Raw genomic sequence first — 20,058 nt, 5'->3', positions numbered from 1 at the left:
GCACGCCCGTGCACGCCGTTCATGTTCGTTGGATCAGTGCTCGATGCGGCCGAGCATCAGGTATTCCATCAAGGCCTTCTGCGCGTGCAGGCGGTTTTCGGCCTCGTCCCATACCACCGACTGCGGGCCGTCGATGACCTCTGCGGTGACTTCCTCGCCGCGGTGCGCGGGCAGGCAGTGCATGAACACGGCCTCCTTGTGCGCCACGGACATCATCTCGGCGTCCACGCACCAGTCGGCGAAGGCCTTCATGCGCGCTTCGTTCTCGGCCTCGAAGCCCATCGAGGTCCACACGTCGGTGGTGACCAGGTCAGCGCCCTTGCAGGCTTCCATGGGGTCGGCGAACTGCTCGAAGTGGTTGGTACCGAAGAGGCCCGCACGCTCGGGCTCGACTTCGTAGCCCGGCGGGGTCGACACATGCACGTTGAAGTCCAGCACCTCGGCGGCCTGCAGCCAGGTGTTGCACATGTTGTTGCTGTCGCCGATCCACGCCACCGTCTTGCCCTGGATGCAGCCGCGGTGCTCGATGAAGGTGAGGATGTCGGCGAGGATCTGGCAGGGGTGATATTCGTTGGTCAGGCCATTGATGACCGGCACGCGCGAGTTGGCAGCGAAGCGCTCGACGATGTCCTGCTCGAAGGTGCGGATCATCACGATGTCGCTCATGCGCGAGATGACCTGGCCGGCGTCTTCCACCGGCTCGCCGCGGCCGAGCTGCGAGTCGCGGGTGTTGAGGTAGATCGCCGAGCCGCCGAGCTGGTGCATGCCGGCCTCGAAAGACAGGCGCGTGCGCGTGCTCGCCTTCTCGAAAATCATCACCAGCGTGCGGTCGAACAGTGGATGGTAGGGCTCGTAGCGCTTGAACTTGTCCTTGATCCACTTCGCGCGGGCGAAAACGTAGTCGTATTCCTCGCGCGTGAAATCCTTGAACTGAAGATAGTGTTTGAGTTCGGTCATGGGCAGTCCTCAGCCGTTCGCGAGGAAGTCGCGAATCATCGGCGCCAGCATGGACACCAGGGTTTCGGCATCGGCGTGGGTGAAGGTAAGCGCCGGCAGCAGGCGAACAACGCGCTCGGAGGTCACCGACAGCAGCAAGCCCTGCTCGGCCGCGCGGGCCATGAGCACGCCACAGGGGCGGTCGAGCTCGATGCCGATCATCAGGCCGCGGCCACGGATGTCGACCACGCCCGCCACGCCCTCGAGCGCCGCGGCCATGCCCTTGCGGATCGCCTCGCCGACGGCGATCGCGTTATCCATCAGCTTGTCCTCGACGATGGCGTCGAAGGTGGCCAGGCCAGCCGCGGAGGCGAGCGGGTTGCCGCCGAAGGTGGAGCCGTGATTGCCTGGCCCGAACAGGCCCTTGGCCCGTCCGCTGGTGACGCAGGCGCCAATCGGCACGCCCGAGGCCAGACCCTTGGCCAGTGTCATCACGTCGGGCTTGGTGCCCGCGTGCTGCCACCCGAACCACTTGCCCGTCCGGCCCATGCCGCACTGGACCTCGTCGCAGATCATCAGCCAGCCCTTTTCGTCGCACAGGGCGCGCAGCTCGCGCTGGAAGGTTTCGTCGGCCACGTTGACGCCGCCTTCGCCCTGAATCATTTCGAGCATCACCGCGACCACCGCGTGGTTGTGCTCGGCGATCTTGCGGATGGCCTCGATGTCCTTGTACGGCACGCGGATGAAGCCCTGCACGAGCGGCTCGAAGCCGGCCTGGGCCTTGCGGTTGCCGGTTGCCGACAGCGTGGCGAGGGTACGACCGTGGAAGGCGCTCTCCATCACGATGACGTGCGGTACCTCGACGCCCTTGTTGTGGCCGTACATGCGCGCGAGCTTGATCGCAGCCTCGTTGGCTTCGCAGCCGGAGTTGCAGAAGAAGACCTCGTCCATGCCAGAGGCTTCGGCGATGCGGTCGGAGAGCGCGTCCTGCAGGGGAATGCCGTACAGGTTGGAGGTGTGCAGCACGCGCGCGGCCTGATCGGCGATGGCCTTGACCAGGCGCGGGTGGTTGTGCCCGAGGGTGCTGACTGCGATGCCGGAGAGGGCATCGAGATAGCGCTTGCCAGTTTCGTCGTAGAGCCACACCCCGTCGCCATGCGTGAAGGCAACCGGCAGGCGTGCGTAGGTGTTCATGACGTGGGACATGTTGGAAACCTCGATCGAAACGAAGCCAAAAACGCACACGGCGGCAGGCGCCGCCGTGCTGGGACAAGGGCAGGATGTTAAGCCAAAAATGTCAGGGCTGTACATAAGCGCGGCCCGGGCGCCCCGCGCCGGCGCCCTGCCCACCCCCGCGCGGTGGCCGCCCCCCCTGAGGGCGGTCGCGACCGCTTCCACATTGCGCAGGCAGGCGCCGCCATATGGATTTCTGCTAGAATTCGCGGCGTTTTGAGTCCGGCATCCAAGAACCGGAACAGAACACCCCCCGAAGTCGAAAAGGCATCAACATGAGCCAGAAGATCGAGAACTTCATCATTATCGGGGTCACGAGGGAGGGGAAGAAGTTTCGCCCAAGCGATTGGGCCGACCGCCTGTGCGGCGTCATGTCGGCCTTCGGGGCGGACCACCGCATGAAGTACTCCCCCTACGTGCGACCCGGCGTTGCCATCAAGGGACACAACACCGTCCTGGTGGACGCCCGCCTCTACGACATCGAACCCTTGGCGTACAAGTTCATGGTGAACTTCGCCAACGACAACAACCTCGAGATCGACTGGAAGGGCGACACGCCGCTCTGAGCGCCCGCCGAGGTGTTCCCCGAGGTTTTCACCCATGGGCGCAACGGACTGCGGAAGCGGGCTTGCTCGCGAACATCGCGAGATCCAGCGCCACTTTCTCGGGCGACCCCGCTCCCGCGGAAACGCAGCCAGCGGTGCAGACAATAAAAAAGCGACCCGCAGGTCGCTTTTTTATTGTGGCGCCGAGGCACCGGAGCATGCAGCAAGATCAGGCAGCCATGCCCTTGACGGCGGCCGACAGGCGGCTCTTGTGGCGAGCGGCCTTGTTCTTGTGGATGATCTTCTTGTCGGCGATGCTGTCGATGGTGCTCATCGAGGTGCGAAAGACCGACTGAGCCGCCGCCTTGTCGCCACCCACGATGGCCTTGCGCACGGCCTTGATCGCGGTACGCAGGCGGGAACGAAGGCTGGCGTTATGGGCGCGGGCCTTGGTCGCCTGACGGGCGCGCTTGCGAGCTTGTGCCGAGTTGGCCATAAGTGTGAATTCCGTATTGGTGGTTCTGTAAAGTCCGCGATTATATTTTCCGCGCAGGATGGATGCAAGACTTGGAGCGCAAATATTTCTCGCCGGCGAAGGGGGTACGCGATCCGCGGACGAGGCAACCAATGAATGCGTCTTACCGGCACGCGCCCGGGCCGCTATGATGCGCGCTTTCCGATGAATGCGCGTCCGCCAACGCCCCCCTCCGCCCGGCCTCGCCCTCCGCATGAACCTCCTGCGCGCACTCGCCACCGTCAGCGGCATGACCCTGCTGTCCCGCATCCTGGGCTTCGCACGCGACCTCATCATCGCGCGCGCATTCGGTGCCGGCATGGCGACCGACGCCTTCTTCGTCGCCTTCCGGTTGCCCAACCTGCTGCGGCGCATGTTCGCCGAGGGCGCCTTCTCGCAGGCCTTCGTGCCCATCCTGGCCGAGTACAAGAACCGCCTGGGTGAGGACGCCACGCACACGCTGGTCAATCGCGTGGCGACGCTGCTCGGGCTGGTGGTCGCCGTGGTCGCGGCGCTGGGGGCGCTGGCGGCGCCCCTCATCATTTACGTATCGGCGCCGGGGTTCTCGGGCGATCCGGGCAAGTTCGAACTCACCGTCGAGCTCACCCGCATCACTTTCCCGTACATCTTCTTCATGTCGCTGGTGGCGCTGGCGGGCGGTGTGCTCAACACCTGGAGCCGGTTCGCGATCCCCGCCTTCACCCCGGTGCTGCTGAACCTGTCCTTCATCGGCATGGCACTGTTCGCGGTGCCGTACTTCGATCCGCCGGTACTGGCGCTGGCGTGGGCGGTGTTTCTGGGCGGCCTGCTGCAACTTGCGTTGCAGATCCGCCCGCTGATGAAGATCGGCATGCTCCCGCGCTTTGAGCTCGACCTCTCCGACCCCGGTGTGCGCCGCGTGATGAAGCTCATGGCGCCCGCCATCCTCGGCGTTTCGGTGAGCCAGATTTCACTGCTGATCAACACCATCTTCGCCTCCTTCCTCGAGAGTGGCAGCGTGTCGTGGCTGTATTACGCCGACCGCCTGATGGAGTTCCCGGCAGGGCTGCTCGGCGTGGCGCTGGGGACGATCCTGCTGCCGAGTCTCGCCAAGCTGCACGCCGACGACAAGGCGGATGAATTCTCGTCGCTGCTCGACTGGGGCTTGCGACTGACGCTGCTGCTGACCTTGCCCGCGGCACTCGGCCTTGCGCTGCTGGCGGTGCCACTGGTCGCAACGCTGTTCAACTACGGTGCTTTCTCTGCGGCCGACGTACTGCACACGCGCAGCGCGCTGGTGGCCTACAGCGTGGGGCTGACCGGGCTGATCCTGGTGAAGGTGCTGGCGCCGGGCTTCTACGCGCGCCAGGACATCCGCACACCGGTGAAGATCGCGATCATCACGCTGATTGCCACCCAGTTGATGAACCTTGCCTTCATCCTTCCGTTGCGCCATGCGGGCCTGGCGCTTTCGATCGGGCTTGCGTCGTGCCTGAACGCCGCACTGCTGTACCGCGGGCTGCGCAAGCGGGCGGTCTATGTGCCACAGGCGGGCTGGGGCGTTTTCACGCTGAAGCTGCTGGTGGCGCTGTGCGTGATGGGCGGGGTGCTGTGGTTCGTGAGCGGGCCGGCGGCGTTGTGGACCGAGATCGGCGGGCTGGAACGTGCAAGCCGGCTGGCGGGTGTGGTGGTCGCAGGCGCCATGGCGTATTTCGCGACCCTGTTCGCGCTGGGATTCCGGCTGCGTGACTTCCGCCGCCGCGGCGCGGCCTGAGCGCCCGGCGTCGCGGGCTTGCCCGCGAAGAATGCGGCCTTCAAGCGACCGGCGGCAGCGGGATCTGGTCGCTGCGCTGCGCGCCCGCGGTGAAGGCGCGGCAGTCTTCCAGGAAACGCCGCATCGCCGCGCTGTGATACTTGTCGCGGTGCCACACGAAGCTGAAGCGCCGGTGCAGATCCAGCTCGGGCGTCTCGAGCGCCACCAGGCTGCCGCGGCGAAAGGCGTCGCGCAGCGCCAGCCGCGACAGGCAGCCCAGGCCAAGGCCGCTTTCCACCGCGCGCTTCACCGCCTCGGTATGCTCGAGTTCCAACCGTGGCACGATGCCGCCCGGCCAGTGGCGCAGCGCCGCATCGAAGGTGGCGCGCGTGCCCGACCCATGCTCACGCAGGATCCACGGCTGTGCGGCGATCTCGTCGAAGGCCACCTTGCCACGTCCCGCGAGCGGATGTTCTGGCGCGCAGAACACCACCAGTTCGTCTTCCACCCAAGCCTGCGCCTCGAGCTCGGCGTCGACGATCTGCCCTTCCACCAGTCCAAGATCAATCTCGTGATGAAGCAGCATGCCGGCAATGGTCGCCGTGTTGTGCACCTGCAGGCGCACCCTGCTCTCGGGATGGGCCTGCAGGAAGTTCGACACGATCAGCGGCAGCAGGTAATTGCCGATGGTGAGTGTCGCGCCAACACGCAGACTGCCCAACCCTCGCTCGCCGCGCAGCAGGGCTTCGATTTCGGCTGCGCGGTCAAGCAGTTCCACCGCATGTGGCAGCAGCAGACCGCCCTGATCGTTCAGGCGCAGGCGCTTGCCATGGCGGTCGAACAGCCGCTGATCGAACTGATGCTCCAGCTCGGCCAGCGCCGCACTGGTGGCCGACTGCGACAGGGAAAGCGTCTCGGCCGCGCGCGAGACATTCTCGCTGCGCGCCACCTCGACGAAGACCTGCATCTGGCGAAGCGTGAATCGCATATCTATTTTCCAGGCAAGAGATAGATAAATTATCCACTTGAACGGTAAGCCGCAGTGGACCGAAACTGTGCTCCGTCTCTTTTTGCCACAGCTTCGCCCCATCCCGGCAGGAAACCCGCCCATGAGCAGCCTCGTCACCGAACGCGTCCTCAGCGTCCATCACTGGAACGAATCCCTCTTCAGCTTCCGCACCACGCGCGATCCTGGCCTGCGCTTCGAGAACGGCCAGTTCGTGATGATCGGGCTCGACGTGCACGGCAAGCCGCTGACGCGTGCTTACAGCATTGCCAGTCCCAACTACGAGGAGCACCTGGAATTCTTCAGCATCAAGGTGCCCGACGGCCCGCTGACCTCGCGCCTGCAGCATCTGCGTGAGGGCGACCCGATCATCGTCAGCAAGAAGCCCACCGGCACCTTGGTGCTGCACGACCTGAACCCCGGCAAGCACCTCTACCTGCTCGCCACCGGCACCGGACTGGCCCCCTTCCTGAGCGTGATCCAGGACCCGGAAACCTACGCGCGCTTCGAGAAAGTCGTGCTGGTGCATGGCGTGCGCTTCGTGTCCGAGCTGGCCTACACCGACTTCATCACCCGCGCGCTGCCGCAGAACGAATTCTTCGGCGAGCAGGTGCGCGAACAACTGATCTACTACCCGACCGTGACGCGCGAGCCCTTCCGCAACACCGGTCGCATCACCCACGTCATCGAGTCGGGCAGGCTCTTTGCCGACACCGGCCTGCCGCCGCTCGACCCCGCGCAGGACCGGGTGATGATCTGCGGCAGCCAGGCCATGAACAAGGACTGCTGCGACCTGCTGGATGCGCGCGGTTTCAGCATGTCACCCCGCATCGGCGTGGCGGGCGACTATGTGATCGAGCGCGCCTTCGTGGAGAAGTGATCGCACCGCCCTGAATCGCCCACGAGCAAACTTTTTGCGCATGTGGGGCTCGAATGAATCCTGACCCCTCCCTCAGATGGAGCCCCACATGCCTTCTTCCCTCCACGAAATCGAAGTCGAACGCCTCGCCGGCGGCACCACGACGCTGGGTGAATACGCTGGCAAGGTCCTGCTGATCGTCAACACCGCCAGCCAGTGCGGCCTCACCCCGCACTACGCCGGCCTGGAGAAGCTCTACCAGACCTACAAGGACCGCGGCCTCGTGGTGCTCGGCTTCCCGTGCAACCAGTTCGGCGCGCAGGAGCCGGGCAGCGCCGAGGAGATCGGCGCCTTCTGCGAGAAGAACTACGGCGTGAGCTTCCCGATGTTCGCCAAGATCGACGTCAACGGCGACGGCGCCCATCCGCTGTACAAATACCTGAAGCAGCACGCCAAGGGCATCCTCGGCACCGAGGCGATCAAGTGGAACTTCACCAAGTTCCTGGTCAGCCGCGACGGCGAGCACATAGAACGCTACGCGCCGACGACCACGCCGGAGGAACTGGTGAAGGATATCGAGGGGATACTGTAGCGAAGGAGAACGCTTGCGCAGTCCCGGATGCGCGTGCGCCAACGCGGGGGCGCAAGCCCCCGACACGATTCAAGGCGTCACGAGTTCGATCGAGGGAAAGTACTGCCGGTACTTGTGCGGATCGCGCGTCAGGATCGGCCAGCCCTCCACTGCGGCATGGGCGCCGATGAAGAAATCCGCCAGCACGTTGTTACGCTGGCCCCCGTTCCTGCGGTAGGCCACGAACGCCTTCCCTGCGAGGAAGAGCGCCGGCCTGGGGATCTCGCAGACATCGACGCCGAAGCCCCCTAAGGCGTCATCGAGCGTCTCGACCGTCGAGAAGGTCAAGGAAAGTTCGGCGTAGATGATGGGATTGATTGCAAGGCGATGCACTTGCGACTGCCGACGCAGCATATCGATGGACCAATCCGCCCACTGCGGATCGTCTTCCAGCACATCGATCAGCACGTTGGTGTCGACCAGCAGCATCAGTCGTCGCCACGTAGCAAGGCCATCAGGTCGTCCGTCCGCCATTTCACGTCGGCCTTGCCGCGCAGGCGCTCGAAGCGATCAGCCTCGTCTCGTAGTTCACCGGGGCGCGTCAGGACGACCTCGCCCTCGCGATTGATGCGGAACTCGATCGCGCATCCGGGCTCGAGATGCAGCGCGTCGCGGATGTGCTTGGGGATCGTCACCTGCCCCTTGCTCGTCAGTGTGGTGTGCATCTCGATTCTCTCCTTCCTGTATTTCTTACACGTCGCCTCAGCGTAATACCCCAATCGGCTAGCTGCAAGCTCCATGCGTGCCGGCCGCTGCCCACTCGGGTAGACTCCGCCCTTTTCCGCCCCACCGAACACCGTCAACGAGGTACCCGTAGTGGCCCAATACGTCATGTCGATGCTGCGCGTGAGCAAGATCGTTCCGCCCAAGCGTCAGATCATCAAGGACATCTCCCTCTCCTTCTTCCCCGGCGCCAAGATCGGCCTGCTGGGCCTCAACGGCTCGGGCAAGTCGACCGTGCTGCGCATCATGGCCGGCGTGGACAAGGAATACGACGGCGAAGTGCAGTGGCTCGCCGGCCAGCGCATCGGCTACCTGCCGCAGGAGCCCGAACTCGACCCGGCCAAGACCGTGAAGGAAGAGGTCGAGTCGGCGCTCGGCGAGATCATGGAAGCGCGCCAGAAGCTCGAGGAGGTCTACGCCGCCTACGCCGAGCCCGACGCCGACTTCGACAAGCTCGCCGAGGAACAGGCGAAGTACGAGAACATCCTGTCGACGGCCGGCAACGACGTCGAGACCCAGATGGAGATCGCCGCCGACGCGCTGCGCCTGCCGCCGTGGGACGCCGTCATCGGCAACCTGTCGGGCGGTGAGAAGCGCCGCGTCGCGCTGTGCAAGCTGCTGCTGTCCAAGCCCGACATGCTGCTGCTCGACGAGCCCACCAACCACCTCGACGCCGAATCGGTCGACTGGCTGGAGCAGTTCCTCACCCGCTTCCCCGGCACCGTGGTCGCCGTCACCCACGACCGCTACTTCCTCGACAACGCCGCCGAGTGGATCCTCGAACTCGACCGCGGCCACGGCATCCCGTGGAAGGGCAACTACTCTTCCTGGCTGGAGCAGAAGGGCGAGCGCCTGGCGCAGGAAGCCAAGCAGGAAGCCGCGCACCAGAAGGCAATGAAGACCGAACTGGAGTGGGCGCGCTCCAACCCCAAGGCGCGCCAGGCCAAGTCCAAGGCCCGCCTGGCCCGCTACGAGGAGATGGCGAGCGTCGAGTACCAGCGCCGCAACGAGACGCAGGAAATCTTCATCCCGCCCGGCGAGCGCCTGGGCGACAAGGTCATCGAGTTCCACGGCGTCAGCAAGGCCTTCGGCGACAAGCTGCTGATGGACAACGTCAGCTTCAGCATCCCGCCGGGCGCCATCGTCGGCATCATCGGCCCCAACGGCGCGGGCAAATCGACGTTGTTCAAGATGATCGAAGGCCGCGACACGCCCGATTCCGGCACCGTCGAGATCGGCACCACGGTCAAGATCGCCGCCGTCGACCAGACCCGCGAAGGCCTGGCCAACGACAAGACGGTGTTCGACGCGATTGCCGATGGCGCCGACGTGCTTACCGTGGGCCGCTTCGAGATGCCCAGCCGCGCCTACATCGGCCGCTTCAACTTCAAGGGCGGCGACCAGCAGAAGATCGTCGGCAACCTGTCGGGCGGCGAACGCGGCCGCCTGCACCTGGCCAAGACCCTGATCCAGGGCGGCAACGTACTGCTGCTGGACGAACCGTCCAACGACCTCGACGTCGAGACCCTGCGCGCGCTCGAGGACGCGCTGCTGGAGTTCGCCGGCTGCGCGCTGGTGATCTCGCACGACCGCTGGTTCCTCGACCGCATCTGCACGCACATCCTGGCGGCCGAAGGCGATTCGCAATGGACCTTCTTCGCCGGCAACTACCAGGAATACGAAGAGGACAAGAAGAAGCGCCTGGGCGAGGAAGGCGCGAAGCCGAAGCGCATCCGGTACAAGCCGATCGCACGCTGATCCGGGCGCACCACCGGCCTCATCTGCCTCACCCGGCAAGGCCCGCTGCAGCAATGCAGCGGGCCTTTTCCGTTCACGCAGCCCGAACATTCCCGAATCGGGTAACCGAAAACCCTTTTTGCATATTGACTATGCATTTTTCATTTGACATCATCATGTCACTTCATCCACGGACGGCACGATCATGTCAGCACCTGCACAGCACAAAACCCGGCACCACACCCAGCGCGGTCAGGGCATGACCGAGTACATCATCATCGTCGCGATGATCGCGGTCGCCGCGATCGCGGTGTACCAATACTTTGGCCAGACGGTGCGCAACCAGACCGCCGCCATCGCCCAGGAGCTCTCCGGCAAGGACGGCACCGCGGCCAAGACCGCAGCCCAGACCGCCTCCGAAAAGGCCGGGACCGTCGGCAACCAGAAGCACACCCTCGACACCTACGTAAACCAGGTCGGCAAGTAAGCACGCGCCGGCCGGGCAGCGCCCGTCTTCGAGCGAAGCACGCAAAGAGCACGGGCGATGCGCACCCACCATCCACACCGCCAGCGAGGGCAGGTCCTGCCGCTGGCGACCCTGCTGCTGCTCGCGGTCGCGGCCACTCTTCTCTACATGTTCAACGGCGGCCAGCTCGTGCAGGAAAAGCTTCGCCTCACCAACACCGCCGACGCGGTCGCCTACAGCGCCGGCGTGCTCGAGGCCCGCATGCTCAACTACGACGCCTACGCCAACCGCGCGATCATCGCCAACCAGATCGCGATCGGGCAGGCGGTAGGGCTGGCGTCGTGGGCCAAGTACATGGGCACCTCGGCCCAGACCATTCGCCCCTATCTCTATCTCATCCCCGGTGTCGGTGCCGCCCTCGCGCAAGCCATGGACTACTTCGAGTCCGCCATGGACACGCTCACGCCTGCCCTGGCAGTCGCGGTCACGCGCCACGACGCCGCAATCCAGGCGCTGGCGCTGTCGCAGCAGCTCATGCACGGGCCAGGCGACGCGGTGGCCGTGGCCAGCCGCCTCGCGCTGATGCAGCGCGTCGCCCGTGACAACGACCCGCAGGCCGTCGTCGACCCGCTGCCGATCGGCGACGACTTCATCGGATTCACCCGCGCCTACGCCACGCGCGACGACCGTCGCCGCATGGGCACGCTGGTCGATGACAGCCGCGAGGCCTTCCTGCGCAGCCGCAACTGGAACTTCGGGGTCGTCCTGCTGTGCCACGGCATCGAGCTGCGCAAGCGCGGCAGCACCGAGCTGATCGACCTGGTCGATGGCTGGAAATCCATGGACACGCTCTCGGCGCACCACCACCGCGTGCGCCGCTGGCGCTGCCGGCGCAGCGAGCGGCCGGTGGGCTACGGCTCGGCCGCCTCCGACGACGCGCTGGCCGATGGCGCCTACAGCTACGGCGGTTCGCGCAGCACGAATCCGCGCGCCAGTGCGCGCGCCGAATCGTCCGACGGCATCGCCAAGGGCTTCGCCCCCTCGCCCACCACGATCGGCGGCGGCGCCATCCCCAGCTTCCGCGAACTGTCGGACCGTGCGCTGGCGATGGACGCGCCCGCCACCCGGCTCACCGTCCGCGTCACCAAGTCCGCTGCGGCGCAGCGCTTTTCGGGCGGATCGAGCAGCGTGAAGCCGGCCGGGCGGTTGCAGCTCTTCGACGGCGCGATGGTGGGTGGCGTCAGCGCGGCCATCTCGAGCGTGGAGGTGTTTTTTGAACGCCCGGACAACGGCAACAGCCTTCATCCCGGGCGCACCGAGCTCGGTAGCCTCTTCAACCCGTACTGGCAGGCACGCCTCGCCCCGGTGTCCGCCGCAGCAAGGGCCCAGGCCCAACTGCGCCAGGGCGGAGCACAGCTCCCATGAGTCGCCGTCTCGAGCATTCGTTCGCCCTGCCCCGGCCACAGCCCTGTGCGCGCCATATCGACGGCGCTCGGGCTTCGCGTCCTGCCAGGGACGCAGGCGTGCGCGCGGCACCACCGCGGCGGCGCCCGCCCGCGCGCCGCATGCGCGGCCAATCCACCGTCGAATTCCTGGTGCTGGCCGTAGTGCTACTGCCGCTGTTCCTGATCGTGCCGCTGCTGGGCAAGCAGCTCGACATCGCGCAGACGGCCGCGAGCGCGAGCCGCTATGTGGCTTTCGAGGGCACGGTGCGCCACGGCAGCAGCCAGCAGCCGTGGAAATCCGACGCGCAACTGGCCGACGAGGTACGGCGGCGCTTCTTCAGCGCCAGCACCGCGCCGGTCAAGACCGACGACGTGGCGGGCGATTTTGCCGCGCATCGCAACCCCTTGTGGACCGATCACCGCGGCGATGCGCTGCTGCCATCCTTCGCCGCCAACGTCGGTGCCGCCAGTCGTCGCGCCGCGCTGACGCAGCCGACGGGCGCAGTGTTCGCGGCGGGCATGGGGCTGGACACCGAAAACCTGCACACCGGCTCGGTGCGGGTGAACGTCGCCGACGTAGCCGGTCTGGCGCCTTTCGACGCGCTCGGCCTGTCGATCGAGCGCCACACCACGGTGCTGGTCGATCCGTGGTCCGCGTCCGGGCCGGCGGCGGTGCGCGACGCGCTGCGCCGGGAGCGCTGGAGCCTGACGAGCCCGTTCCCGTTCGGCGTGCTGGAGGCGGTCGCCGCGCCGCTCAAGCTCATCCCGCTCGTGCTTGAGAGCACCCGGCTCCCCGATATCGGTCGCGTCGACGCCGACATCGTTCCGGAGGACCGCATCCGATGAAGCGTACGTTCGCCCAGGCACGCCCGGTCTCGCTCGTGCCTGCTGTGCAGCCCGCGCGCCGGCGCGCCTCCGCTCAGCCGACGACGCTTGCGCGATTCGTGCCAATCGCGTTGTGGGCCCTATTCACCCTGCTCGCCGCGGTCGCCCCATCCGCCGCCCTCGCCGACACCTGGCCGGTGCTCGCGCATCCGCAAGACGCCCGCATCGAGCCCGTCGGCGAGCGCGTCCGCGTAAACGGCGTGCCGATGCGGCTCACGCGGGTGATCACCACGCTCCCGACCGAGGCCGCGACCACCCACTACCGAGGCGCGCTCGGCGCCCCGGTCGCGCACGCGCAGACCGGCGACACGCAGGTGCTGACGCAGGCACGCGGCGACTTCTTCATCACGGTCAGCATCACGCCGCTGCCCGACGGGCACAGCGAAGCGCTGACGGCGGTCGCCGACAGCCGCGCCGCGCGCGAGGCCGCCGGCCGGCCCCTCGGGTTCGCCCTGCCGGCGGGCTCCGAGCTGCTGTCGGACATGGAGTCGATCGACGGCGGCCTCGCCTCGCGCCAGCTCGTACTCACCAACCTGCACAGCCTGCGCACCAACCTCGATCGGCTGTCCGCGAGCCTCGCGGCGCGCGGGCTGCGTCCCGACGGCCCGCCGCTCGCCGACCGCGACGACGCGCTCGCGCAGGCCTTCAGCGGCGCCACCGGCGAAGCGCAGCTCGTCCTCGTGCGCCGCGACGGCGCCACCAGCGCCGTGCTCACCCTGCGCTCGAGGCAGCCATGACCCACCGCCGCCGCAGCGTCACACGCGGGCAGGCGCTCGCCGAATACCTCGCCGCCCTGCTCGTGCTGGCAATGCTCATCGGCTTCGGGCTGGGCGGCGAGGGCTCGGTCATCGACACCCTGCTCGCCGCCGTGCGCAACGCCTTCGACCGCCAGAGCGGCTTCATCTCCCTCCCCTTGTAAGCATCCAAGATGGCCACCAACACGCCCAACCCCAGCAGCCCCCCCACCCTGCGCAGCAGCCGCAAGAACTGGATCGTCCTCGCCCTCGCGCTCGCCCTGGGTGGGCTGGCCGCCTACGCCGCGAGCAACTACCTGTCCGAGCGCATGGCCGAGATCGACGCGCGCGCAAACGCGGTCGACACGGTGCAGGTCGTCGTCGCCAAGGCCAGCCTGCCGGCGGGCGCGTCGATCACGGCGGATTCCGTGGCCGTGCGCGAGATCCCGCGCACCTGGGCGCATTCCGGCGCGATCACGCCCGACCAGTACAGCCGCGCCGAGAGCCTCGCGCTCGCCTACCCCGCCGCAGCCGGCGAGCCGATCCTGTGGGCGCAGCTCGAGGGCCGGCGCGCGCCCACCTTCTCCGCCCGCCTGCAGTCGGGCCAGCGCGCGGTCACCGTGCCGGTGGACGAGATCAGCTCGCTGTCGGGCATGGTCGAGCCGGGCGACCGAATCGACATCGTGGTCTCGGCGCGCAACGAGACGCGCAACTTCACCTTCACGCTGCTGCAGAACGTGGCCGTGCTCGCCACCGGCAGCCACGCCGACCCCGATGCGCGCGATGCGCAGGGCCAGCCCCGCAGCTACACCACCATCACGCTCGACACCTCGCCCGAGGACGCCAAGCGCGTCATCGCCGCCCGCGAGGTGGGCCGCGTCACCGCGCTGTTGCGCGCGCCCGGCGACCTCGCCGCCGTCTCCGGCGCCATCACCGACGCCCGCACGCTGCTCGGCCTGCCGGCCGGCGACGGCAAGGGCGTCAGTTCGGTGCCGGTGATCTACGGCGGCGGCCCGATCACCAGCGGGCTGCAGATGAGCTCGCGCGCCGAAGCGCCAGAGGACTGATCCAGTTCTTTCGCCCCGCCCTGCGACCACGACCGCCTCCCCCTCCTCCCTAAGCCCTCCTCCCTAAGCCCTCCTCCCTAAGCCCTCCTCCCCGAGCCCTCCTCCACCCATCCCGACCGAACCGATGCGCCGCCTGCTCCGAACCCTGCTCCCCCTCCTCGCACTGGGCTTCGCGCCCGCAACCTTCGCCACCGCCATGCCCGAGCTCACGATGTTCCAGGGCGAAACCCGCGTCCTCGCCGAACCCAACGCCGGCCGCCTGGCGGTGGGCAACGGCAAGGTGCTCTCCGCCGCCGTGCTCGACGACCGCGAGATCCTGCTCATTGCCAACGATGTCGGCGTGTCCTCGCTGCACATCTGGACCGCCAAGGGCAGCAACCGCCGGGTCAAGGTCAACGTCGTCCCCGCCGAGACCCCGCGCGTGAATCGCGAGATCGCCGCCTTCCTCGCCAACATCCCCAACGCGCGCAGCGCGGTGATCGGCGACAAGGTCGTGGTCGAGGGCGACAGCCTCAGCAACCGCGACCAGGCGCGCATCGAAGAGCTCGCAAAACGCTTCCCGCAGATCATCAACTTCACCAACCCGGTCGGCTGGGAAAAGATGATCGTCATGGACGTGCAGATCGTGGAGTTCCCGATCAACATGCTGCGCGAGGTCGGGCTGGCCTGGAACGCCACCGGCGGCGCGGCCGTCGGCGGCATCTGGATGCCGGGCCGGCGCGGCAACGCCCCGCTGCAGATCGATCTGCGCGCCGGCAGCGAGAATGCACCGCCCATCATCAACCCCGACGGCAGCGGCGGGCCGGTGCCGCTCAGCTCCAGCCTCAACGTGCTCTCGGCGATCAACACCGGGCTCAATGCCCAGTTGCGCCTGATGGAGCAGAACGGCTCGGCCTCCATCCTCGCCCAGCCGGTGCTGTCCGCCCGCAACGGCGCCGAGGCGAGCTTCCTGGCCGGCGGCGAGTTTCCCTACAGCGTCAGCAACATCAACGGCACCACCATCCAGTTCAAGCCCTACGGCATCCGGCTCGAGATCACGCCGCGGGTGGACGACAACGGCGTGATCCGTGCCCGCATCATGAGCGAGGTCAGCGACCTCGACCTGTCGGTGATGGGCGACGCCGGCCCGGCACTGCGCACGCGCAAGACCGAGACCGAGTTCAACGTGATGCAGGGCGGCACCATCGTGCTCAGCGGGCTGCTGACGCGTGACGTCAACGCCGCCATCGACAAGGTGCCCTTCCTCGGCGACATCCCGGTGCTGGGCGCCCTGTTCCGCTCGCGCCGCTTCCAGAACAACGAGACCGAGCTGGTCGTCTTCGTCACGCCGCACGCGGTGGACAAGCACACCCTCGAGCAGGCCGAGACCCTGCTGCGCGCCCGCCAGCGCATGGCCGACGTGCCGCGCGCCACCGAGCCCGACCTGGCCGCCGTGCCGGGCCTGCCGGCGCCGGTCGAGGACCGCGTTGTCCCGGGCAGCGCATTCCAGCGCGACGGCGACTACCCCTGGTCGAACAACTGATCGCGGAGCCTGCCCATCATGTTCCAGGTCACCATCCGCCACCCCGAGAGCGCGCCGCGGGTCGAATCGATCACCGACACCTCGGCGATCATCGGCAAGGGCCGCGACTGCCGCCTGCGCCTGCCCGGCTGGAAGATCGGGCGCGAACATGCGCGCATCTACCGCAGCAAGGCGGGGCTCTACATCCAGGATCTGGGCCAGCTTTTCGGCACCACGGTGAACGGCGCGCGCATCCAGCAGCACGGGCCGATTGCGCCCACCGATCAGATCGTGGTGGGGCCGTTCACGCTGGTCATCGAGGACAGGATTCAGGCGCAGCCTGCCGGCGCCGAGGCGCCCGCCAGCGCCGTTAACACCCATGTCGCCGCCATGGCCACCGGCGCCGTCGGGGCGTCGCTGCCTTCGCCGCTGGCGCAGAAGGCGCACCAGGGCGCGACACCCCACGCGCCCCACGCAGCGCATCCCGCACACGCCGCCCGCGCACCCGCAGCCCCCGCCGCGCCCACGCCCGAGCAGTTCTGGCGCAAGCACATCCACGAAGCCCTGCTCGACGCCATCGACCTGCGCCGACGCGACCTGGTGCGCATGAGCGACGCCGAGCTGCGCGCCGAGACCGAGGCCCTGCTGATCGAGCTCATCGACCAGGAGGCGGCGCTGCCCGAGTCCATCGACCGCGACGGCCTGCGTCGCGACGTGCTCGACGAGGCGGTCGGCCTCGGCCCGCTCGAAGCCCTGCTCGAGGACGACTCGATCACCGAGATCATGGTCAACCGCCACGACGAGATCTACATCGAGCGCCGCGGCCGCCTCGAGCGCCATCCGGGCAGCTTCACCAGCGACCGCGCGGTGCTCGGCGTCATCGAGCGCATCGTCACCCCGATCGGGCGGCGCATCGACGAGTCCTCGCCGATGGTGGACGCCCGCCTCAAGGACGGCTCGCGCGTCAACGCCATCATCCCGCCGCTCGCCATCAAGGGCCCGGCGCTGAGCATCCGCAAGTTCGGCCGCAAGGTGCTCACCGACGCCGACCTGCTCGCCTTCGGCGCGATGAGCCCGCAGATGGCCGCCTTCATGCGTATCTGCGTCGAGCAGCGCAAGAACATCCTGATCTCCGGCGGCACCGGCTCGGGCAAGACCACACTGCTCAACGTGCTGTCGAACTTCATCCCCGACGGCGAACGCATCATCACCATCGAGGACGCTGCCGAACTGCGCCTGGCCCACTCGCACCTCATCAACCTCGAGGCGCGCCCGCCCAACGCCGAAGGGCGCGGGCAGATCGCGATCCGCGACCTGGTCAAGAACGCCCTGCGAATGCGCCCCGACCGCATCGTGGTGGGCGAGTGCCGCGGCGGCGAGGCGCTCGACATGCTGCAGGCGATGAACACCGGCCACGACGGCTCGCTCACCACGCTGCACGCCAACAGCCCGCGCGACGCACTCGCCCGCCTCGAGACCCTGGTGCTGATGGCCGGCATGGACCTGCCACTCTCCGCGATTCGCGAGCAGATCACCTCGGCCATCGACCTCGTCATCCAGCAGGCGCGCCTGCCCGACGGGCGGCGCGTGATCACCGCCATCGTCGAGGTCGCCGGCACCGAATCGGGTCGCATCCAGATCCAGGAGCTGTTCCGCCACGAGCAGCGCGGCCGCGACGCCGAGGGGCGTGTGCTCGGCCGCTTCAATGGCTGCAACGCGGTGCCCGCCTTCTACGAGGAATTGGCCGAATCGGGCGTGCAGCTCGATCTGTCGCTGTTCTCCGCGCCCGGCGACGGAGGCGGGGCATGAACCTCGGCGTTGTCCTGGTCGTAGTCGCCATCACCATCGCGCTGCTCGTGTGGGCGCTGGTGGATATCGGCACCCGCCTGCTGCAGGCGTGGCGCGAGCGCTTCACGCGCGAGACCGGCTTTCACCTGCGCGAGCTGTTCCTGTTCATCGATCCGGCACGCCTCTATGTGCTAAACCTCGCGCTCACGCTGCTCGGCGCGGGCGCGGCGTGGCTGCTCACCGGCAGCGTGCTCGTCGCGCTGGCGGTGGCCGTCGTGCTCGTGCTGTCGCCCAGTCTGGTGTTCCGCTGGCTGCGCGCGCGCCGCATCGAACAGGTCGAACAGCAGCTCCCGGACGCCCTGCAGATGCTCGCGGGCACCGCGCGCGCCGGTCTGTCGCTGCCGGCCGCCATCCGTCAGGTCAGCACCGAGCTCGCCCCGCCGCTGCAGCAGGAGCTGCTGCTGGTGCAGCACGAGCAGCGCCTCGGCGTGAGCCTGGACGACGCGCTCGAGAACCTCGCCCGGCGCATCCCCGCGCAGCCGGTCAAGCTGATGGTGTCGGCCATGCGCATCGCCAACGAGACCGGCGGCGGCCTGGCCGAGACGCTCGAGCGCACCGCCAGCACCCTGCGCAGCCAGCACGCCATGGAACTCAAGATCCGCGCGCTCACCGCCCAGGGCAAGCTGCAGGCCTGGGTCGTCGGGCTGCTGCCGGTATTTCTGCTGTGGGTGCTCGCCCGCATGGAGCCCGAGGCCATGGCGCAGCTGTGGACCACGCAGCTCGGCTGGGGCGTGCTGGCTGTGGTGATCGTCATGGAATTCATCGGCGTGCTGCTCATCCGCCGCATCGTCGCCATCGACATCTGAGCCGCCCATGAACCCCACCTCCTCGCCCCTGCTGCTGACGCTGGACCCGCGCTGGGTCATTGCCGCCATCGCGCTCAGTGTCGGCCTGTCGGTCGCGCTCGTGGCCTGGCTGGTCTCGCGCACGGCCGCCGCGGTGCCGCAGCAGGACCGCATCTGGCTCGACGCCCCACCGCCCGGCTACCGCATCGTGTGGTGGCCGGTGCAGTGGCTCGCCCACTACCTGCGCATGCTGCTGCCCGCGCGCCAGGCGCAGGCCGACCTTGCCCGCCTGCGCCTGGCCGGGCTCGACTACGCGCTCGATGCGGCACAGTTCCTCGCTGGCCGCCTGGTGTGGGCGCTGCTGTGCGCCGCGTTCGCGGCCTGGATGGCGGCCAGCTTCGCGGTCCCCCTGCTCTGGCCGACGCTCGCCGGGCTCGTGCTCGGCTACGTCTTCCCGCTCGTGTGGCTGCGCGACCGCATCGCGCTGCGCCGCCGCCTCACCTTCACCGCCCTGCCCTTCATGCTCGACCTCATCACCCTGTGCGTCGAATCCGGGCTCAACCTCAACAGCGCCATCGCCCAGGCCGTCGCCAAGGGCCCGAGTGGCCCGCTGCGCGACGAACTCGCCCGCCTGATGCGCGACATGCGCGCCGGCCGCCCGCGCAGCGAAGCCCTGCGCGACATGGCCGCGCGGCTCGACATGGCACCGGTCACCAACTTCGTCTCCACCCTCATCCAGGCCGAAGCCACGGGCATGAGCCTGGGCCCCATCCTGCGCGCCCAGGCCGAACAGCGCCGCACCGAACGCTTCGCCCGCGCCGAGAAGCTCGCCATGCAGGCCCCGGTCAAGCTGCTGTTTCCACTGCTGTTCTTCATCTTCCCCTGCGTGTTCGCGATCCTGATGTTCCCGATCGTGATGAAGTTCATGGGGGCGGGGCTGTGAGCACCGATCGGCTGATCATTCACCACGCCGAACGCTTGTCCGACCGCCTGCGAGGCCTGCTCGGCAAGCCCCCGCCCGCGCCCGGCCATGCGCTGCTGATCACCCCCTGCGTCTCGGTGCACACCGCCTTCATGCGCTACCCGATCGATATCGTTTTCCTGAACAGCCGGGGAATTATCCTCAAGATCGTCGAAACGCTTCGCCCATGGCGCATCGCAGCGTGTTGGCGCGCCCGGCACACACTGGAACTGGCTGCCGGCGAAGCACGCAGGCTCGGGCTCATGCCTGGCGAGCAAGTGGATCTCGCACCAGCGACGCCGCACGCGTCCCGGTCACCCCGCGGCGAGCGCGGCGCCACCCTGGTCGAATTCGTCATCGCCGGCCCGCTCGTGCTCTTCATCCTGCTCGTGCTGATGCAGTACGCGCTGCTGTTCCACGCCAGAAGCCAGCTCAACTACGCCACCTTCG

22 protein-coding genes are annotated in these 20,058 nt (G+C 67.8%); 16 read left to right on the top strand and 6 right to left on the bottom strand.

The window, feature by feature from the left end; genetic code table 11:
• Positions 1-33 precede the first annotated feature (33 nt).
• On the bottom strand, positions 34-957 hold the full coding sequence (gene argF / locus ACPT9U_RS11360; RefSeq protein ID WP_418365039.1) for an ornithine carbamoyltransferase: 924 nt from the start codon (positions 955-957) through the stop codon (positions 34-36).
• 9 nt (positions 958-966) lie between these two features.
• Positions 967-2,142: an aspartate aminotransferase family protein gene (locus ACPT9U_RS11355; RefSeq protein ID WP_435751020.1), complete on the bottom strand. Its 1,176-nt coding sequence runs from the start codon at positions 2,140-2,142 to the stop codon at positions 967-969.
• A gap of 302 nt (positions 2,143-2,444) precedes the next feature.
• Here ACPT9U_RS11355 and ACPT9U_RS11350 point away from each other — a divergent pair, with 302 nt between their 5' ends.
• Positions 2,445-2,735, top strand: coding sequence for a DUF3579 domain-containing protein (locus ACPT9U_RS11350; protein ID WP_418365041.1), 291 nt, complete (start codon positions 2,445-2,447; stop codon positions 2,733-2,735).
• A gap of 208 nt (positions 2,736-2,943) precedes the next feature.
• Here ACPT9U_RS11350 and rpsT read toward each other — a convergent pair whose 3' ends face one another.
• Complete coding sequence (gene rpsT / locus ACPT9U_RS11345) at positions 2,944-3,210, bottom strand: 30S ribosomal protein S20 (protein WP_418365042.1); 267 nt, start codon at positions 3,208-3,210, stop codon at positions 2,944-2,946.
• 232 nt (positions 3,211-3,442) lie between these two features.
• Here rpsT and murJ point away from each other — a divergent pair, with 232 nt between their 5' ends.
• The gene (murJ, locus tag ACPT9U_RS11340; RefSeq protein ID WP_435751019.1) at positions 3,443-4,981 is read left to right on the top strand and encodes a murein biosynthesis integral membrane protein MurJ; all 1,539 of its coding nucleotides are present in this window, start codon (positions 3,443-3,445) and stop codon (positions 4,979-4,981) included.
• 40 nt (positions 4,982-5,021) lie between these two features.
• On the opposite strand, the gene ACPT9U_RS11335 is transcribed toward murJ, so the two are convergent.
• Complete coding sequence (locus tag ACPT9U_RS11335; protein WP_418365044.1) at positions 5,022-5,948, bottom strand: LysR family transcriptional regulator; 927 nt, start codon at positions 5,946-5,948, stop codon at positions 5,022-5,024.
• 121 nt (positions 5,949-6,069) lie between these two features.
• Between ACPT9U_RS11335 and ACPT9U_RS11330 the strand changes: the two genes are divergently transcribed.
• On the top strand, positions 6,070-6,846 hold the full coding sequence (locus tag ACPT9U_RS11330) for a ferredoxin--NADP reductase (RefSeq protein ID WP_435751018.1): 777 nt from the start codon (positions 6,070-6,072) through the stop codon (positions 6,844-6,846).
• Positions 6,847-6,934: 88 nt separating this feature from the next.
• On the top strand, positions 6,935-7,417 hold the full coding sequence (locus ACPT9U_RS11325) for a glutathione peroxidase (RefSeq protein WP_435751017.1): 483 nt from the start codon (positions 6,935-6,937) through the stop codon (positions 7,415-7,417).
• 69 nt (positions 7,418-7,486) lie between these two features.
• On the opposite strand, the gene ACPT9U_RS11320 is transcribed toward ACPT9U_RS11325, so the two are convergent.
• Entirely contained in the window at positions 7,487-7,885 is a 399-nt protein-coding gene (locus tag ACPT9U_RS11320; RefSeq protein ID WP_435751016.1) for a type II toxin-antitoxin system VapC family toxin, read from the bottom strand.
• Positions 7,885-8,121: an AbrB/MazE/SpoVT family DNA-binding domain-containing protein gene (locus tag ACPT9U_RS11315; RefSeq protein ID WP_297313009.1), complete on the bottom strand. Its 237-nt coding sequence runs from the start codon at positions 8,119-8,121 to the stop codon at positions 7,885-7,887. The genes ACPT9U_RS11320 and ACPT9U_RS11315 overlap by 1 nt, the downstream gene beginning before the upstream one ends.
• A gap of 151 nt (positions 8,122-8,272) precedes the next feature.
• Here ACPT9U_RS11315 and ettA point away from each other — a divergent pair, with 151 nt between their 5' ends.
• From ettA to ACPT9U_RS11255, 12 genes are all read left to right on the top strand, one after another.
• A complete protein-coding gene (ettA, locus tag ACPT9U_RS11310) occupies positions 8,273-9,937 on the top strand; it encodes an energy-dependent translational throttle protein EttA (RefSeq protein WP_435751015.1) in 1,665 nt (554 codons plus the stop codon).
• A 184-nt stretch (positions 9,938-10,121) separates the two neighbouring features.
• Complete coding sequence (locus tag ACPT9U_RS11305; protein WP_435751014.1) at positions 10,122-10,403, top strand: hypothetical protein; 282 nt, start codon at positions 10,122-10,124, stop codon at positions 10,401-10,403.
• Positions 10,404-10,460: 57 nt separating this feature from the next.
• Complete coding sequence (locus ACPT9U_RS11300; protein ID WP_435751013.1) at positions 10,461-11,807, top strand: pilus assembly protein TadG-related protein; 1,347 nt, start codon at positions 10,461-10,463, stop codon at positions 11,805-11,807.
• 140 nt (positions 11,808-11,947) lie between these two features.
• Entirely contained in the window at positions 11,948-12,673 is a 726-nt protein-coding gene (locus tag ACPT9U_RS11295) for a hypothetical protein (RefSeq protein ID WP_435751012.1), read from the top strand.
• Positions 12,670-13,449, top strand: coding sequence for a hypothetical protein (locus ACPT9U_RS11290; protein WP_435751011.1), 780 nt, complete (start codon positions 12,670-12,672; stop codon positions 13,447-13,449). The genes ACPT9U_RS11295 and ACPT9U_RS11290 overlap by 4 nt, the downstream gene beginning before the upstream one ends.
• The gene (locus tag ACPT9U_RS11285; RefSeq protein ID WP_435751010.1) at positions 13,446-13,631 is read left to right on the top strand and encodes a hypothetical protein; all 186 of its coding nucleotides are present in this window, start codon (positions 13,446-13,448) and stop codon (positions 13,629-13,631) included. The genes ACPT9U_RS11290 and ACPT9U_RS11285 overlap by 4 nt, the downstream gene beginning before the upstream one ends.
• Before the next feature lie 9 nt (positions 13,632-13,640).
• Positions 13,641-14,513: a Flp pilus assembly protein CpaB gene (cpaB, locus tag ACPT9U_RS11280; protein WP_435751009.1), complete on the top strand. Its 873-nt coding sequence runs from the start codon at positions 13,641-13,643 to the stop codon at positions 14,511-14,513.
• A 124-nt stretch (positions 14,514-14,637) separates the two neighbouring features.
• Positions 14,638-16,035, top strand: a complete 1,398-nt coding sequence (locus ACPT9U_RS11275) for a type II and III secretion system protein family protein (RefSeq protein ID WP_435751008.1) — start codon at positions 14,638-14,640, stop codon at positions 16,033-16,035.
• 18 nt (positions 16,036-16,053) lie between these two features.
• Complete coding sequence (locus tag ACPT9U_RS11270) at positions 16,054-17,823, top strand: ATPase, T2SS/T4P/T4SS family (RefSeq protein WP_435751007.1); 1,770 nt, start codon at positions 16,054-16,056, stop codon at positions 17,821-17,823.
• Positions 17,820-18,668, top strand: a complete 849-nt coding sequence (locus ACPT9U_RS11265; protein ID WP_435751006.1) for a type II secretion system F family protein — start codon at positions 17,820-17,822, stop codon at positions 18,666-18,668. Before ACPT9U_RS11270 ends, ACPT9U_RS11265 begins: the two co-directional genes overlap by 4 nt.
• A gap of 7 nt (positions 18,669-18,675) precedes the next feature.
• On the top strand, positions 18,676-19,590 hold the full coding sequence (locus ACPT9U_RS11260) for a type II secretion system F family protein (RefSeq protein ID WP_435751005.1): 915 nt from the start codon (positions 18,676-18,678) through the stop codon (positions 19,588-19,590).
• Positions 19,587-20,058, top strand: a 472-nt coding sequence (locus tag ACPT9U_RS11255; RefSeq protein ID WP_435751004.1) for a DUF192 domain-containing protein, incomplete at its 3' end; no start/stop codon positions are given. The genes ACPT9U_RS11260 and ACPT9U_RS11255, both read left to right, overlap by 4 nt.

The sequence above is a fragment of the Thauera sp. AutoDN2 genome, assembly GCF_051280715.1.
Lineage (GTDB): Bacteria > Pseudomonadota > Gammaproteobacteria > Burkholderiales > Rhodocyclaceae > Thauera.
The sequence above is the reverse complement of the archived record's forward strand: the minus strand, read 5'-3'. Positions and strand labels throughout refer to the sequence as shown.